Source organism: Rhodanobacter panaciterrae, assembly GCF_014651895.1.
GTDB classification, from domain to species: domain Bacteria; phylum Pseudomonadota; class Gammaproteobacteria; order Xanthomonadales; family Rhodanobacteraceae; genus Rhodanobacter; species Rhodanobacter panaciterrae.
Map to the genome: position 1 here is coordinate 297,274 of NZ_BMXT01000001.1, position 14,758 is coordinate 312,031.

Here is a 14,758-nt window from a genome sequence, read left to right on the forward strand (position 1 = left end):
ACTCAGCTACCCGCCTCCAGCACGATCCGGTAGCGCGCCTTGCCCGCTTCCAAGTGGGCAAGTGCCTCGTTGACCTTGCTCATCGGAAACATCTCCACCTGCGGGCGGATATCGTGGCGGGCGGCGAAATCCAGCATGCGGGCGATGTCGACCGGTGAGCCGGTGGGTGAGCCGGAGACTTCGCGCTGGCGCCCGATCAGGGAAAATGCCGGTACCGGAATCGGTTCGAGCACCGCGCCGACCACATGCATGCGCCCTTTGGGTGCGAGCGTGTTGAGCAAGGCGCTCCAGTCCATCGGCACGTTGACGGTCACCAGCAGCAGGTCGAGCGAGCCGGCGATCGCCTTGATCGCTGCAGCATCGCGGCTGGCGACAACGTGATGCGCGCCGAAGCTGCGCGCTTCATCGGCCTTCGCGGCAGTGGAAGTGAACGCGGTGACTTCGCAGCCCCAACCGGCAGCGAACTTCACCGCCATGTGGCCAAGCCCGCCAATGCCGACCACGCCCACCCGTGCGGTGGGTTTGATGTCGTAGGCGAGGAACGGCTTGAGAACGGTGATGCCACCGCACAACAGCGGGCCGGCACTGGTGAGGTCGATGTCTTCGGGCAGCGGGACTGCCCACGCCCAATGCGCGCGCACCTTGTCGGCGAAGCCGCCGTGGTGGCCACCGATGGTTGCGACTGATGACGCGCACAGGTTCTGATCGCCGGACAGGCATTGGCAGCAGTGCATGCAGCTTTCGGCGGTCCAGCCGATGCCGACGCGCTGGCCGATGCTCAGCCCCTTCGCCTGCGCGCCCAGTGCGGTGACACGACCGATCACTTCGTGACCGGGGATGAACGGGTAGCGCGCGTTGCCCCATTCGTTGTGGATCATCGACAGATCCGAGTGGCAGATGCCGCAGTAGTCCACCGCGACTTCGACTTCCTCGGCGCCGAGTGCGCCCACGTCGAACGTGGTCAGTGCGAGCGGTTGACCGGCGGCATTGGCGGCCCAGCCTTTGATCGTGGACATGACGGACTCCGCTGCGAGGGGAAAGCCCAAGACTACGCCGTTGTGCCCATGACGACAGCTGCCTTCAACGCAAGGATTGGACGTGGCAACGCGACTGTTGTCATGCTGACGGTCTTTCCCGTCATCGGAGCATCCCCATGCTTTACCGTCGCCTTGGCAAATCCGGTCTGCAACTGTCCGCGCTGTCGTTTGGTGCCTGGGTCACCTTCGGCAAGCAGGTCGGTCGCACGCAGGCGCGCGAGCTGCTGGCGCTGGCGCACGATCGCGGCGTCAACTTCTTCGACAACGCCGAGACCTACAACAACGGCGTGGCCGAACAGGTGATGGGCGACGTGCTGGCCGATCTGCGCTTTCCGCGCGACAGCTATTGCGTCTCCAGCAAGGTGTTCTTCGGCGCCTACGACAAGCCGCTGCCGACCCAGCGCGGTCTGTCGCGCAAGCACGTGATGGAGGCCTGCACGCAGGCATTGCAGCGCCTGCGCGTCGACTATCTGGATCTGTATTTCTGTCATCGTCCCGATCCGGATACGCCGATCGAGGAAACCGTGGCGGCGATAGATACGCTGATCCGCCAGGGCAAGGTGCTGTACTGGGGCACCAGCGAATGGCCGGCCGAGGCGATCCACGAGGCGCACCGGATCGCGCGCGAAAACCATTTCTATGCACCGGTGATGGAACAGCCGCAATACAACCTGCTGCATCGCGAACGGGTGGAAGTGGAGTACGCGCCGCTGTACGAGGCCTATGGCATGGGCACCACGATCTGGTCGCCGTTATCTTCAGGCTTGTTGAGCGGCAAGTACAACGACGGCGTGCCGGCCGATTCGCGGCTGACCCAACCCGGTTACGAGTGGCTGCGTGAGGGTGTGCTGGGTCATGGCAACGAACGCATCAACAAGGTGCGTGCGCTGCAGCCGATCGCGGACGAACTGGGCGTGCACTTGGCGCAGCTGGCAATCGCCTGGTGCCTGCTCAATCCGCACGTTTCCACCGTGATGCTGGGCGCCAGCCGGCGCGAGCAACTGGAGCAGAATCTGGACGCGCTGGAAGTCCTGCCGCGGCTGGACGCGGCGGTCGCGCAGCGCATCCGGCAAGTCATCGAAACGGCTTGAGTGCGGCAGCGATTTCGCGCAGGGCAACTTGACAGTCAAATAAGAATCATTATCATTTGATTCGTCACTGACTCCCTGTGGGAATTCCGATGTCGCTGCCTGTCCTTTCCCTGTGCAAGCCGTCGTTGTCGCGATCGGTACAACTGGCGTCGTCAACGTCCGCTGTCGCAGCGACACGGCATATCTCCAGTCAATCGTTGCTGGATGGCGCCCGTGAGTTGGTGATCCAGCATCAGGGCAGCGAATACCACCTGCGCCTGACCCGCAACGACAAGTTGATCCTGACCAAATAAGCACCGTCGCCCGGCGCGTTCGCCGGGCCGACTCGCGTTTTCCCTGCCTTCGCCAGTGCGTTCCGCGAGAACGCCAGCCCGGCTGTTCTGTCGGAGGTCAGTGATGTTCGCTCCATGGGTCCAGCGTTTGCGGGAACTCCGTCTGAATGCCGCCGTCAGCGCGATGAGCAGACGATATCTGCGCATGACACCAGTATCGCTGGCCGAAGGTTTGCCGTCGCTGGGCAATGTGCTCTACATGCCGATGCGATTCGACATATCGACAAGCTGGGAGATGCCGCGCGGCCTGCTGGTTGAGTCGATACGGCTGGCGCCGCTGATGCAGGTCCGTTCGTTGCGGGTCGCCAGCACGATCACGGTCGAAGGGCCGCGCGAGTGGATCGAATGTGTGGATCGCGATGGCCGCGCATGCGCACGGCTGCATCTGCTGCCGGATACCGATTATCTGGCCTGGGATGCATTGCTGGCCGGTGGCGAACCGATGCCTATTGCAAAACTGCCAAGCGGGTCGCCGGATGCCCGCCCGGCCAGTGCGCAACTGCTGCGTTTCCATACACATCGGTTGGCTGGGCTGGACGTTCTCGGCGGCGAGATCGCTACGCAGGTATCGTCGATGAGCAGGCATCTGGCGGCCTGTATCGCACGGACCGAGGCCGTTCCATGGCGGTTCCCGGCCGGCGGCTGAGTCGTTGTGACCGCTGTTCGTCCGGCTGTCCGTAGATTGTCCGCGGACACCTGGTTCCTTCGTTTGGGGAATTTCAAGTCGTTGAAATAGAAGGATTCATCTGATCATTTCCGCGTGGCACGCGGATTGCAAAGATCGTCGTGCAACCGCGCTGTCCGCGGTCAGGAACGACATGATGATTCGCGACACTTCCGCGCAAGACCGCATGGTCGAAGTCAAACCCAACCGCAAGCGCCGGCTGATCCTGATCGGCGGCGGCGTACTCGTGCTCGGCCTGCTGGTGTGGCTGGCGCCGGGCATCGGTCGGCTGTTCTCGGCATCCGCATCGGTCAGCAGTTCGCGGCTGGCCTTTGCCACCGTCGAGCGCGGTCTGTTCGTGCGCGACATCGCCGCCGAGGGCAAGGTGGTCGCTGCGGTCAGTCCGACGATGTACGCCACCTACGGCGGCGCGGTGACGCTGCAGGTGCATGCCGGCGACACGGTGAAGAAGGGCCAGGTGCTGGCCATCGTCGACAGCCCGGAACTGCGCAACAAGCTGGCGCAGGAGCAGTCCAAGGCCGATGCGATGCAGGTCGACTATCTGCAGGCGCAAGTGGATGCACGCAGCAAGCGCAGCGAACTGCAGAAGGCGCTGGACAACGCGCAGATCGACGAGAAGAGCGCCGAGACCAACCTCGATCGCGAGCAGAAGGCCAGCGCCGCCGGCGCCGCCACCGGGGTGGAAGTCGACCAGGCCAAGGACGTGCTGGAAAAGGCGCGCATCACGCTGGCGCATGCCAAAGCTGACCTCGGCATCAGTGGGGACAGTCTGAAATTCAATATCCAGGCCAAGAAGCTCGCACACGAGAACCAGATGCTGGTGGTGCAGGACCTGCAGCGCCAGGTCGACGACCTCAACGTGAAGTCGCCAGTCGATGGCCAGGTCGGCCAGTTGTTCATCGCCGAGCGCGCCACCGTGGCGAAGGATGCGCAGCTGCTCAGCGTGATCGACCTGTCCGCGCTGCAGGTGGAGATGCAGGTGCCGGAAAGCTTCGCGCGTGATCTGGGCATCGGCATGTCCGGCGAGATCAGCGGCAACGGGCATGTATGGAAGGGCCTGGTCAGCGCGATTTCGCCGGAAGTGGTGAATGGCCAGGTGGCCGCGCGTCTGCGCTTCGATGGTGAGACGCCGAAGCAGCTGCGCCAGAACCAGCGTCTTTCGGTACGCGTGCTGCTGGACAAGCGCGACAACGTGCTGACCGTGCAGCGCGGCTCGTTCGTCGACGAGTCCGGCGGCAGCTATGCCTACCTGGTGCGCGACGGCATCGCCAGCAAGACCCCGATCCGCGTCGGTGCCTCGAGCATCGACAAGGTGGAGATCCTCGATGGCCTGAAGGAAGGCGACCGCATCGTGATTTCCGGCACCGACAGCTTCAAGGGCGCGGCCCGCGTCGCGATCAGCAACTGACCACATTTACTCCCTCCCCTGCGAGCAGGGGAGGGTTGGGCGACCGAAGGGAGTCCTTTAGGTGAGGGGTGAGGCTCTTGCTCTCAGAGTCAAAACCTCACCCCCTCCCGACCTCCCCCTACGAGTAGGGGGAGGAGCAAAAACCACTACCACCACCGAGGAACAACCATGCTGAAGATGACCCACCTGTCCAAGGTCTACCGCACCGAAGTGGTGGAGACCTATGCGTTGCGCGATTTCAACATCGACGTGAAAGAAGGCGAGTTCGTTGCCGTCACCGGTCCGTCCGGCTCCGGCAAGACTACCTTCCTGACCATTGCCGGCTTGCTGGAAACCTTCAGCGGTGGCGAGTACCACCTCGACGGCATCGAGGTGAGCAACCTCAACGACAACGCGCGCTCGAAGATCCGCAACGAGAAGATCGGTTTCATCTTCCAGGCGTTCAACCTGATCCCCGACCTCAACGTGTTCGACAACATCGAAGTGCCGCTGCGCTACCGCGGCATGAAGGCGGCCGAGCGCAAGCAGCGCATCATGGATTCGCTCGAGCGTGTCGGCCTGGCCTCGCGCGCCAAGCACTACCCGGCCGAACTCTCCGGTGGTCAGCAGCAGCGTGTGGCGATCGCTCGTGCACTGGCCGGCTCGCCGCGCCTGCTGCTGGCGGATGAACCGACCGGCAACCTGGACACGCAGATGGCGCGCAGCGTCCTCGAACTGCTCGAGGACATCCATCGCGAAGGCGCCACCATCGTGATGGTCACGCATGACCCGGAACTGGCGGCACGCGCGCAGCGCAACGTGCACATCATCGATGGCCAGGTGGTGGATCTGTCCGAGGATCCGCGCTTCCACGCCGCCGAGAAGGCGCGTCACGAAGCAAATCAGGGTTGATGTCCTCCATGCGCGTGAAACTGCTACCGCTGATGCTCTGCCTGGGACTGGTGTCGATGCCGGGCCACGGCGAGGACCTGATGGAGGCCTACCATCAGGCGCTCGCCAACGACCCCGTGTTGAGCACGGCCGATGCCGCACGTCTGGTGGTGGCCGAGAACGTGCCGCAGGCACGCTCGGCCCTGCTGCCGCAGCTGTCGGTCGGGCTGAGTCTGGAACAGATCCATGGCGCCAATGGCTCCGTCACCAACTCGAACGGCAATATCGTCGACACGGGTACGGGTGGTCATACGCGCGAGCGCGATCTCAGCGGCACGCTCAGCCAGCCGATCATCAACCTGTCGGCCATCGCCAGCCTCAAGGCTGCGCAGGCCAGCCGGGATTCGGGTGACCAGACCTATCAGGCGGCGTTGCAGAATCTTTATGTGCGCGTATCGGCGGCCTACTTCAACGTGCTGATCGCGCAGGACAACCTCGACGTCTACAACGCCTACGAGGATGCCTACAAGCAGGAGTTCGAGCAGTCCAGCACGCGCTTCAAGAACGGTCTGGCCACCGCATCCGACATGACCCAGTCGCAGGCTTATTACCTGTACATCAAGTCGCAGCGGATCACCGCCCAGGACAATCTGAAAGATGCACGGCACGCGCTGGAACAGATCACCGGCCAGCCCACCGGCACGCTGAAGAAACTGCGCGAGGACCTGCCGATGCAGGCGCCCGTGCCGGCCGATGCGAAGGCATGGGTGGATGCGGCGATGCAGAGCAATCCGGTCATCCTGGCGGGACGTTACGCGGTGAAGGCCGACGAGCACCGCATTTCCGCGGCGCGCGCGGGGCACCTGCCCACGCTCAACGCCAGCGTGCAGTACGGCAAGTTCGGCAGCTGGTCCAGTGCGGTGCCGGGTGCGGCCGCCTATGGCCCTGGCGTCACCACGATCGGATTGACCTTGAGTGTGCCGATCTTCAGCGGTGGCCTGACCCAGTCGCAGGTGCGCCAGGCGATCGCCCAGCGAGACGAGGACGAGGGCCTGCTGGAAACCCAGCGTCGCCAGGCCGCGCGCGACGCCAACAACTACTACAACCTGGTGGTCGACGGCATTGATCAGGTGGACACCACGCGGACCTCGGTGGATGCGGCGCGCAAGTCGCTGACCTCGATGCGCGCCGGCTACGCGATCGGCACGCAGAGCCTCACCAACGTGGTGTTCGCGATCCAGACGCTGGCCAACGTGCAGAGCGAATACACCGTGGTGCGCCACCAGTTCATCCTCAACAAGCTGCTGCTCAAACGGGCTGCAGGTTCGGTAGACGTGCACGACCTGGAGGACATCAACAAGCTGCTCGATTGAGTGGCGCCGAAGTATCTGGCGCGGGGCGCCGGCGAGAAGAAGCTATTTCCGTGGAGATGTGAATGATGTTCGCCTATTACTTTCAACTCGGTCTTCGCAGCCTGCGCCGCAATCCGGCGCTGACGGCGTTGATGGTGATGGCGATCGGTTTTGGCGTGGCGGCGTCGATGATCACGTATTCCGTGTTCCGCGCGGTATCGGGCAATCCGATCCCGGACAAGTCGGCGCAACTGTTCACGCCGCAGATCGACAGCTGGGGACCGCAGCAGAACGTGAAGGGCGAGCCGCCGGACGGGCTGGACTACACGGATGCGATGGCGCTGATGCGGACACACGAGGCGAAGCGTCAGACGCTGCTGTATCCCGTGCAGATGTCGGTGATGCCCGGCGGTAGCAGCGATCTTCCCATTGCCGCCAACGGTTACGCCGTCGGCAGTGATTTCTTCCCGATGTTCGAGGTCACGTTCCTCTACGGCTCGGGGTGGAGCGCGCAGGACGACGAGTCGCGTGGCTCGGACGTGGTCATCACCGATCAGCTCAATCAGCGGCTGTTCGGTGGCGCCGACAGTGTGGGTCGCACGGTCACGCTCAACGGACACGACTACCGCGTGGTGGGCGTGACCAGCCATTGGGATCCCCGGCCGCGTTTCTTCGACCTGTTCAGCACCGACGGCTTCGACGACGCCTCGGATTTCTACATGCCGTTCACCCGCGCGCTCGATTTGCAGATGCGCACGGGTGGCCGCAACAGCTGCCGCGGCAAGCTCACCTTCACCACCTGGGATGGCTGGCTGCAGAGCAATTGCGTGTGGATCACGTCGTGGGTAGAGCTGGGCAGCGCTGCCGAGGTTGCACGCTACCGCCGTTTCCTCGACGGCTACGCCGCCGATCAGCAGCGCGCCGGCCGTTTCAACTGGGCACCCAACGTGCGCCTGCGCGACGTGGTGCAGATGCTCGATCACGAGCATGTGGTGCCGCCGGAGAGCCGTATCTCGCTGATCGTGGCGTTGGCCTTCTTCGTGATCTGCCTGGTCAACACCATCGGCCTGCTGCTGGCGAAATTCCTGCGCCGCGCGGGCGAGATCGGCGTGCGTCGCGCGCTGGGCGCCACGCGGCGGGAGATCTATGCGCAGTACCTGATCGAGGCGGGCACGGTAGGACTGGCCGGCGGCGTGCTGGGCCTGCTGCTCACCGCGGTGGGCGTGTCGGGCGTGGGCATCCTGTTCCAGCCACAGATCGCCCGTTTGGCGCATCTCGATCTTTCGCTGATCGGATTGACCATGCTGGTGGCGATCGTTGCGACCATGATCGCGGCGTTCTATCCCGCCTGGCGCGCTGCGAACGTGCAGCCGGCATGGCAGTTGAAGTCGAACTAGGGGTGCGCCGATGAGCCTGCAGATCAAACCCATCCTCATCGCGCTGCGTCGGCACAAGGCGGGCACCGTGCTGATCGCGTTGCAGATCGCGCTGACCCTGGCGATCGTGTGCAACGCGCTGTTCATCATCCATCAGCGGCTGGCCAACATGTCCGATGTCAGCGGGGTGGACGAGGCCAACGTGTTCGTGATCAAGAACCAGTGGGCCGTCGACCAGTCGACGCAACAGGTCGACGCGCAGGTGCGGGCCGACCTGCTCGCGTTGCGGCAACTGCCCGGCGTGCGTGACGCTGCTCCGGCCAGCGGCTATCCGCTGCAAGGCGGCGGTTGGGACAACTTCGTCACGATGACGCCCGATCAGGTCGAGCCGACCACCGACTCCGCGGTGTACACCGGCGACGAGCATCTGCTCGACACGTTGGGCGTGCACCTGATCGCGGGGCGCAACTTCCATCCCGACGAAGTCGTCGAGCTGGGTACCCAGCAGGCGATCATTCCGCCGGTAGCCATCGTGAGCAAGACGCTCGCCGACCGGCTGTTCCCCGATGGTTCGGCACTGGGCAAGAGCTTCTATGCGATGGGCGCAACGCCCAGCACGATCATCGGCATCGTCGACCCCTTGCACCGGCAGGGTACGGGTCAGTGGAACCAGCCTTATGCCGGGCAGTCGCTGATCTGGCCGCTGCGCGCGGACGACGCGCGCGGGATCTTCTACATCGTGCGCGCCAAGCCCGGCCAGCTCGCCGCCGCGATGCGCGAGGCGCCGAAGGCGTTGTACGCGCAGAGCCGCATGCGCATGATCGACCCCAAGGACGGCATCCAGGATTACGCCGAGATTCGTCACAAGGCGTACGACAGCGACCGCGGCATGGCGATCCTCATGGGCATCATCAGCGTAGTGCTGCTGGCGATCACCGCCGCCGGCATCGTCGGTCTGACCAGTTTCTGGGTCGGCGAGCGGCGCAAGCAGATCGGCGTGCGCCGCGCGCTCGGTGCCACCCGCGGCGACATCCTCAATTACTTCCTCACCGAAAACCTGCTGATCGGCATTGGTGGCGTGCTGGTCGGTGCGGTGCTGGCGATCGGCATCAACCTGTGGATGGTGACCCAATTCGAAACGGCGCGACTGTCGTTGACCTATGTGGCGACCGGTGTCGTCGCGTTGCTGCTGCTCGGTCAGGCTGCGGTGCTGGCGCCGGCACTGCGTGCCTCGCACGTGTCGCCGGTGGAGGCGACGCGTTCGGTGTGATGTTTTTTTTCTCCCTCCCCTGCGAGCAGGGGAGGGCTGGGGAGGGGTGCTTTTGATCTTGACGTCAAAAGCTTTACCCCCTCCCGACCTCCCCCTGCTTTGCAGGGGGAGGAGACAAAACCTGGAGCATTTGGAATGTTCAACTACTACCTCGAATTGGCATTGCGCAGCCTCAAGCGCAGTCCCGGCCTGACCTTGCTGATGGTGCTGGCGATCGGCTTCGGCGTGGCCGCGTCGATGACTACGTGGTCGGTATTCCGCGCGGTGTCGGGTGATCCGATTCCGTGGAAATCGTCAAAATTGTTCGTGCCGCAGATCGACATGTGGGGACCGAAAGGCCGCGGCCCCAACAGCACCGACAACGAGCCGCCGGATGCGATGGATTACACCGACGCGATGGCACTGATGCGCGCGCATCGCGGCAAGCTGCAGTCGGCGATGTACCAGATCTCGCCGTCGGTGGTGCCGGCCGATGCCAGCAAGCATCCGATCAATGTGAGCGGACACGCGGTCTACAGCGAGTTCTTCCCGATGCTCGACGTGCCGTTTCTCTACGGCAACGGCTGGAGCGCGGACGACGATAGCCAGCGCGCTGCCGTGGCCGTGATCAGCGGCAAGCTCAACGACAAGTTGTTCGGCGGCGTCAACAGCGTGGGCCGCACGGTCAGCATTGAAGGCAAGGACTATCGAGTGGTCGGTGTGCTCGGTAGCTGGAACCCGCAGCCGCGCTTCTACGACGTGGTCAACACCGGTGGCTTCTCCACCGGCGTCGAGGATGTGTTCGTGCCGTTCGAACGCGCGATTGCGATGGGCATGCCCAACGACGGCAATACCAACTGCAGCGAGATCCCAGCCCAGTCGGGCTTCGTCGGCCTGCAGCAGTCCAGCTGCATCTGGATCGCCTACATGGTGCAGCTGGATGACGCCGCCGCGGTCAGCGCCTATCGTTCCTGGCTGGATGGCTATGCGAAGGATCAGCAGACGGCGGGTCGCTTCGGCTGGGCACCGAACAACCGCTTGCGCGACGTGCCGGCTTTCCTCGACCACGAGCAGGTGGTACCGAGCGACACCAAGGTATCGCTGCTGGTGGCACTGGGCCTGCTGATCGTCTGCCTGGTCAACACCGCCGGACTGTTGCTGGCGAAGTTCCTGCGTCGCAGCAGCGAGATCGGCGTGCGCCGCGCGCTGGGTGCACCACGTGGGGCGATCTATGCACAGTTCCTCACCGAGGCCGGCATGATCGGACTGGCCGGCGGCGTGTTGGGTCTGTTGCTGACTGGCGTTGGCGTGGCCAGCGTGAGCTGGGTCCTGCCCAAGGACATCGCCTCGCTGGCCCGACTGGACTTCTCGCTGCTCGCGCTCACCCTGTTGGTCGCCGTCGTGGCGACCACGCTGGCCGGGTTGTATCCCACCTTCCGTGCTTCACGCGTGCAACCCGCGTGGCAGCTCAAGAGCAATTGAGGATCACACCATGACTCTGCATCCCATGATCTCGGCCCTGCGCCGGCACAAGGCGGGCGTGGTGCTGATCGCACTGCAGATCGCGCTGACCCTGGCGATCGTCTGCAACGCGGTATTCATCATCGGCCAGCGTATCGAGCGGGTGAACCGCCCGACCGGCCTCGACGAAAACAATCTGTTCCTGATCAGCCAGCAATGGGTGGGCGCACCCAGCGGCGACGACCCGGCCAGCGTGGACAAGCTCGACAGCCTGCAGCAGGCCGATCTCGCCGCGCTGCGCGCGCTGCCGGACGTGGCCTCGGTGACGCCGATCAATTCGCTGCCCTTGCTCAACTCGTCGTGGAACGGTTCGGTGTCGCTGCAGCCGGGCAAGGATCTGCGCGCCGGCAACGCACGCACCACGTTTTACTTCAGCGACGAACAGGTGCTGAGCACGCTCGGCCTGCACCTGGTGGCCGGTCGGGCATTCACCGCCGCCGATGTGCAGCATCAGGCCATGCGTGACCAGCGTGAGCCGTCCATCGTGATCCTGACCAAGGCACTCGCCGACAAGCTGTTTCCGAAGGGCGATGCACTGGGCAAGGTGGTCTATTTCAACGGCGATCCTGCGCCGACCACCATCATCGGCCTGGTCGAGCGCATGCAGGTGCCGGCGGTGGGCAGTTGGACCAGCAGCTTCACCTGGTATGCGACGCTGGCGCCGACCCGCCTGAACGCGAACTTCTCGCGCTACGCGATCCGTGCCAAGCCGGGCCGGCTGGACGCGGCGATGCATGCGGTGACGCCGACGCTGTACGCGACGAACCGGATGCGCGTACTCGATGACGACAGCATCAAGTCGTTCGCGCAGATTCGCGCGGATGCGTATCGCGCCGATGTCGGCATGGCGATCCTGATGGGCGTGGTGTGCCTGATCCTGCTGGCGGTCACTGCCGCCGGCATCGTCGGCCTCACCAGCTTCTGGGTCGGCCAGCGCCATCGGCAGATCGGCGTACGGCGTGCGCTGGGCGCACGCAAGATCGACATCCTGCATTACTTCCAGATCGAGAACCTGGTGATCGCCAGCGTCGGCGCGGTGATCGGGTTGCTGCTGGCGATCGGCCTCAACCTGTTGCTGATGCACCGATTCGAAATGGATCGCCTGCCGGTGGCCTATGTGCTGGCTGGCATCGTCGCGGTGCTGGCGCTTGGGCAGGGCGCGGTGTTCGTGCCGGCACGGCGCGCGTCCAACGTGCCGCCGGTGGTGGCGACGCGCGCGGCTTGAGGTTCTTTCAACTCCTCTCCCTGCGCGGCAGGGGGAGGAGATAACCGACGGGGAATGGAATGTTCAGCTACTACCTTGACCTGGCACTGCGCAGCCTGCGTCGCAACAAGGCGCTCACCGCGCTGATGGTGGTGGCGATCGCGCTCGGCATCGGCGCGAGCATGACCACGTTGACGGTGCTGCATGTGCTGTCGGGCGATCCGCTGCCCGGCAAGAGCGCACAGCTGTACTACGCGCAGGTCGATCCGCAGGACATCAAGGGTATGCAGCCGAACAAGGAGCCACCGGATCAGGTCACCCTGATCGATGGTCTGAACCTGCTGCATGCCGGGCGCGCGGACCACCAGGCCTTGATGAGCGGCGGCTCGGTGCCGGTCCAGCCCGAGCAGTCCTCGCTCGATCCGTTTTATGTGGAGGCGCGTTACACCACGGCGGATTTCTTCGCGATGTTCGACGCGCCGTTCCTGTACGGCCACGGCTGGACTGCGGCGGACGGCGAGGCCAAGGCCCGCGCAGTGGTGATCGCGAGGTCGCTCAACGACAAGCTGTTCGGCGGAGCCAACAGCGTGGGCCGCACGCTGCGCATGGCGGGAACCTCGTTCCGCGTCGTCGGCGTGCTGGACAGCTGGCAGCCGAACCCGCACTTCTACGATCTGAATACGGGCTCCTACGCGTATGGCGAGCAGGTGTTCCTGCCGTTGCAGACCATGCTGGAACTGCGGCTGGATCGCAACGGATCGACCGATTGCTGGGGCAATGGCGGTGGCGGCGTCGGCAGCATCCTGCCTTCGGATAGCTGCGTATGGCTGCAGTTCTGGGCGCAGTTGGACAGTCCCGCGAAAGCAGCCGCATACAAGGAATTTCTGGTGCACTACTCACAGGACCAGAAGGCGCTGGGCCGATTCGAGCGCGCGCCCAACGTACGCCTGCGCAACGTGATGCAGTGGCTGGACTACCAGATGGTGGTACCCGACGACGTGCGCCTGCAGAACGGGCTGGCGTTCGGCTTCCTGCTGGTGTGCCTGGTCAACACGGTGGGGTTGATGCTGGCCAAGTTCATGCGCCGCGCGGGCGAGCTCGGTGTGCGCCGCGCGCTGGGTGCGTCGCGGCGCGCGCTGTTCGCGCAGTTGCTGATCGAATCCGGCGTGGTCGGTCTGGTCGGTGGTTTCGGTGGCTTGCTGCTGGCGCTGTTCGGGCTGTGGCTGGTGCGGCAGCGGCCTTCGGCCTATGCCGCGCTGGCCCATCTGGACTTGAGCATGCTGTTCACCACCTTCGTGCTGGCGGTGTGCGCCACCCTGCTGGCCGGCCTGCTGCCCGCCTGGCGCGCTTGCCAGATCGCGCCGACGCTGCAACTGAAGAGCAACTGAGGTGAGCATGGACATTCTTCCGATCCTTTCCACGCTGCGCCGGCACAAGCTCACGTCATGGCTGCTGATCCTGGAAATCGCGCTGACCTGCGCCATCGTCTGCAATGCGGTGTTCCTGATCGGCCAGCGTCTGCAGCGCATGGACATGCCCAGTGGCGTAGCCGAACACGAGCTGCTGCAGATTCAGGTCGCCGACGTGACGGCACCATCCAATCCGTATGCCCGCCTCGCGGAGGATGTGGCGCTGCTCAGGCAAGTGCCGCGAGTGATCTCGGTGGCTTCCTCCAACCAGGTGCCGTTCGGCAGCTCGTCCTCGAACGGCAACATCCGGCTCGACCCGGCGCAGCCCGAGCGCACGCTCTTCGCCACCACCTACTTCGGCGAAAACCTGGTGCCGACACTGGGCACGCGGCTGGTCTCCGGGCGCGACCTGCAGCCCGATGACTTTGTCGACGTGGAGACGGCGCTGAAAGCGCTCGGCACTGGCGAAAGCAAGAGCCTGCCGCATGTGACCCTGATCACCCAGACCCTTGCCGAACGCCTGTGGCCGGGACAGAACCCACTGGGCCGCATCATCTACCTCACGCCCGTCGTGGGCCTGCGCGTGGTCGGTGTGCTCGACAGCCTGGCGCGGCCGAATGCCTACGACACGGCCAAGGCGCAATACACCATGGTGGTGCCGATACGCATGGGAGCGAACAAGGATCAGAGCTATCTGATCCGCACCCGGCCAGAAGATCGTGCGAGCGTGCTGACCGCCGCACTCGCCGCATTGAAGAAGGCCGACCCGCAGCGAGTGGTGACCACCAAACGCAGCTTCGACGAAGTGCGCCGGAAGTTTTTCCAGGATGATCGTGCGATGGCGGGCATGCTGGTTGGCGTGATTGTGGCATTGCTGATCGTCACCGCGCTGGGCATCGTCGGCCTGGCCAGCTTCTGGGTGGCGCAGCGCCGCCGTACGATCGGTGTGCGCCGTGCACTCGGTGCTACGCGCGGCAACATCCTGCATTACTTCCAGACCGAGAACTTCCTGCTCGCCACGATCGGCATCGCGCTTGGCATGGTGCTGGCCTACGGCATCAACCTGTTCCTGATGCTGCACTACGAATTGCCAAGACTTCCAGCCGTCTATTTCCCGATCGGCGCGGTCGTGCTGTGGCTGATCGGGCAAGTGGCCGTGCTGGGTCCTGCACTGCGCGCAGCGGCGGTGCCGCCGGTAGTAGCCACGAGGAGCGTGTGATGCAG

At 64.4% G+C, this 14,758-nt stretch carries 13 protein-coding genes; 12 read left to right on the top strand and 1 reads right to left on the bottom strand.

What is annotated here, in order from left to right:
- Positions 1-2: 2 nt before the first annotated feature.
- Positions 3-1,016: an NADPH-dependent aldehyde reductase Ahr gene (gene ahr, locus IE071_RS01330; protein WP_189439388.1), complete on the bottom strand. Its 1,014-nt coding sequence runs from the start codon at positions 1,014-1,016 to the stop codon at positions 3-5.
- A gap of 137 nt (positions 1,017-1,153) precedes the next feature.
- On the opposite strand from ahr, the gene IE071_RS01335 reads away from it, so the two are divergent.
- From IE071_RS01335 to IE071_RS01390, 12 genes are all read left to right on the top strand, one after another.
- On the top strand, positions 1,154-2,128 hold the full coding sequence (locus IE071_RS01335) for a potassium channel beta subunit family protein (RefSeq protein ID WP_189439389.1): 975 nt from the start codon (positions 1,154-1,156) through the stop codon (positions 2,126-2,128).
- Positions 2,129-2,217: 89 nt separating this feature from the next.
- Positions 2,218-2,421 (top strand): hemin uptake protein HemP, encoded by a 204-nt coding sequence (gene hemP / locus IE071_RS01340; RefSeq protein WP_189439390.1) that lies wholly within the window; start codon positions 2,218-2,220, stop codon positions 2,419-2,421.
- Positions 2,422-2,605: 184 nt separating this feature from the next.
- On the top strand, positions 2,606-3,106 hold the full coding sequence (locus tag IE071_RS01345) for a hypothetical protein (protein WP_229792693.1): 501 nt from the start codon (positions 2,606-2,608) through the stop codon (positions 3,104-3,106).
- Between the two features lie 175 nt (positions 3,107-3,281).
- Positions 3,282-4,553 carry an efflux RND transporter periplasmic adaptor subunit gene (locus tag IE071_RS01350; protein ID WP_189440835.1) on the top strand — a complete coding sequence of 424 codons (1,272 nt, stop codon included), beginning with the start codon at positions 3,282-3,284 and terminating at the stop codon, positions 4,551-4,553.
- 168 nt (positions 4,554-4,721) lie between these two features.
- Positions 4,722-5,444, top strand: a complete 723-nt coding sequence (locus IE071_RS01355) for an ABC transporter ATP-binding protein (protein WP_189439392.1) — start codon at positions 4,722-4,724, stop codon at positions 5,442-5,444.
- Complete coding sequence (locus IE071_RS01360) at positions 5,444-6,796, top strand: TolC family outer membrane protein (RefSeq protein WP_308427757.1); 1,353 nt, start codon at positions 5,444-5,446, stop codon at positions 6,794-6,796. The genes IE071_RS01355 and IE071_RS01360 overlap by 1 nt, the downstream gene beginning before the upstream one ends.
- A 65-nt stretch (positions 6,797-6,861) precedes the next feature.
- A complete protein-coding gene (locus IE071_RS01365) occupies positions 6,862-8,172 on the top strand; it encodes an ABC transporter permease (RefSeq protein WP_189440837.1) in 1,311 nt (436 codons plus the stop codon).
- A gap of 10 nt (positions 8,173-8,182) precedes the next feature.
- On the top strand, positions 8,183-9,421 hold the full coding sequence (locus IE071_RS01370; protein WP_189439393.1) for an ABC transporter permease: 1,239 nt from the start codon (positions 8,183-8,185) through the stop codon (positions 9,419-9,421).
- Positions 9,422-9,556: 135 nt separating this feature from the next.
- Entirely contained in the window at positions 9,557-10,882 is a 1,326-nt protein-coding gene (locus IE071_RS01375) for an ABC transporter permease (RefSeq protein ID WP_189439394.1), read from the top strand.
- Positions 10,883-10,892: 10 nt separating this feature from the next.
- The gene (locus tag IE071_RS01380; RefSeq protein WP_189439395.1) at positions 10,893-12,146 is read left to right on the top strand and encodes an ABC transporter permease; all 1,254 of its coding nucleotides are present in this window, start codon (positions 10,893-10,895) and stop codon (positions 12,144-12,146) included.
- A gap of 59 nt (positions 12,147-12,205) precedes the next feature.
- Positions 12,206-13,513, top strand: coding sequence for an ABC transporter permease (locus tag IE071_RS01385; protein WP_189439396.1), 1,308 nt, complete (start codon positions 12,206-12,208; stop codon positions 13,511-13,513).
- Positions 13,514-13,520: 7 nt separating this feature from the next.
- Complete coding sequence (locus IE071_RS01390; RefSeq protein WP_189439397.1) at positions 13,521-14,753, top strand: ABC transporter permease; 1,233 nt, start codon at positions 13,521-13,523, stop codon at positions 14,751-14,753.
- Positions 14,754-14,758: the final 5 nt, after the last annotated feature.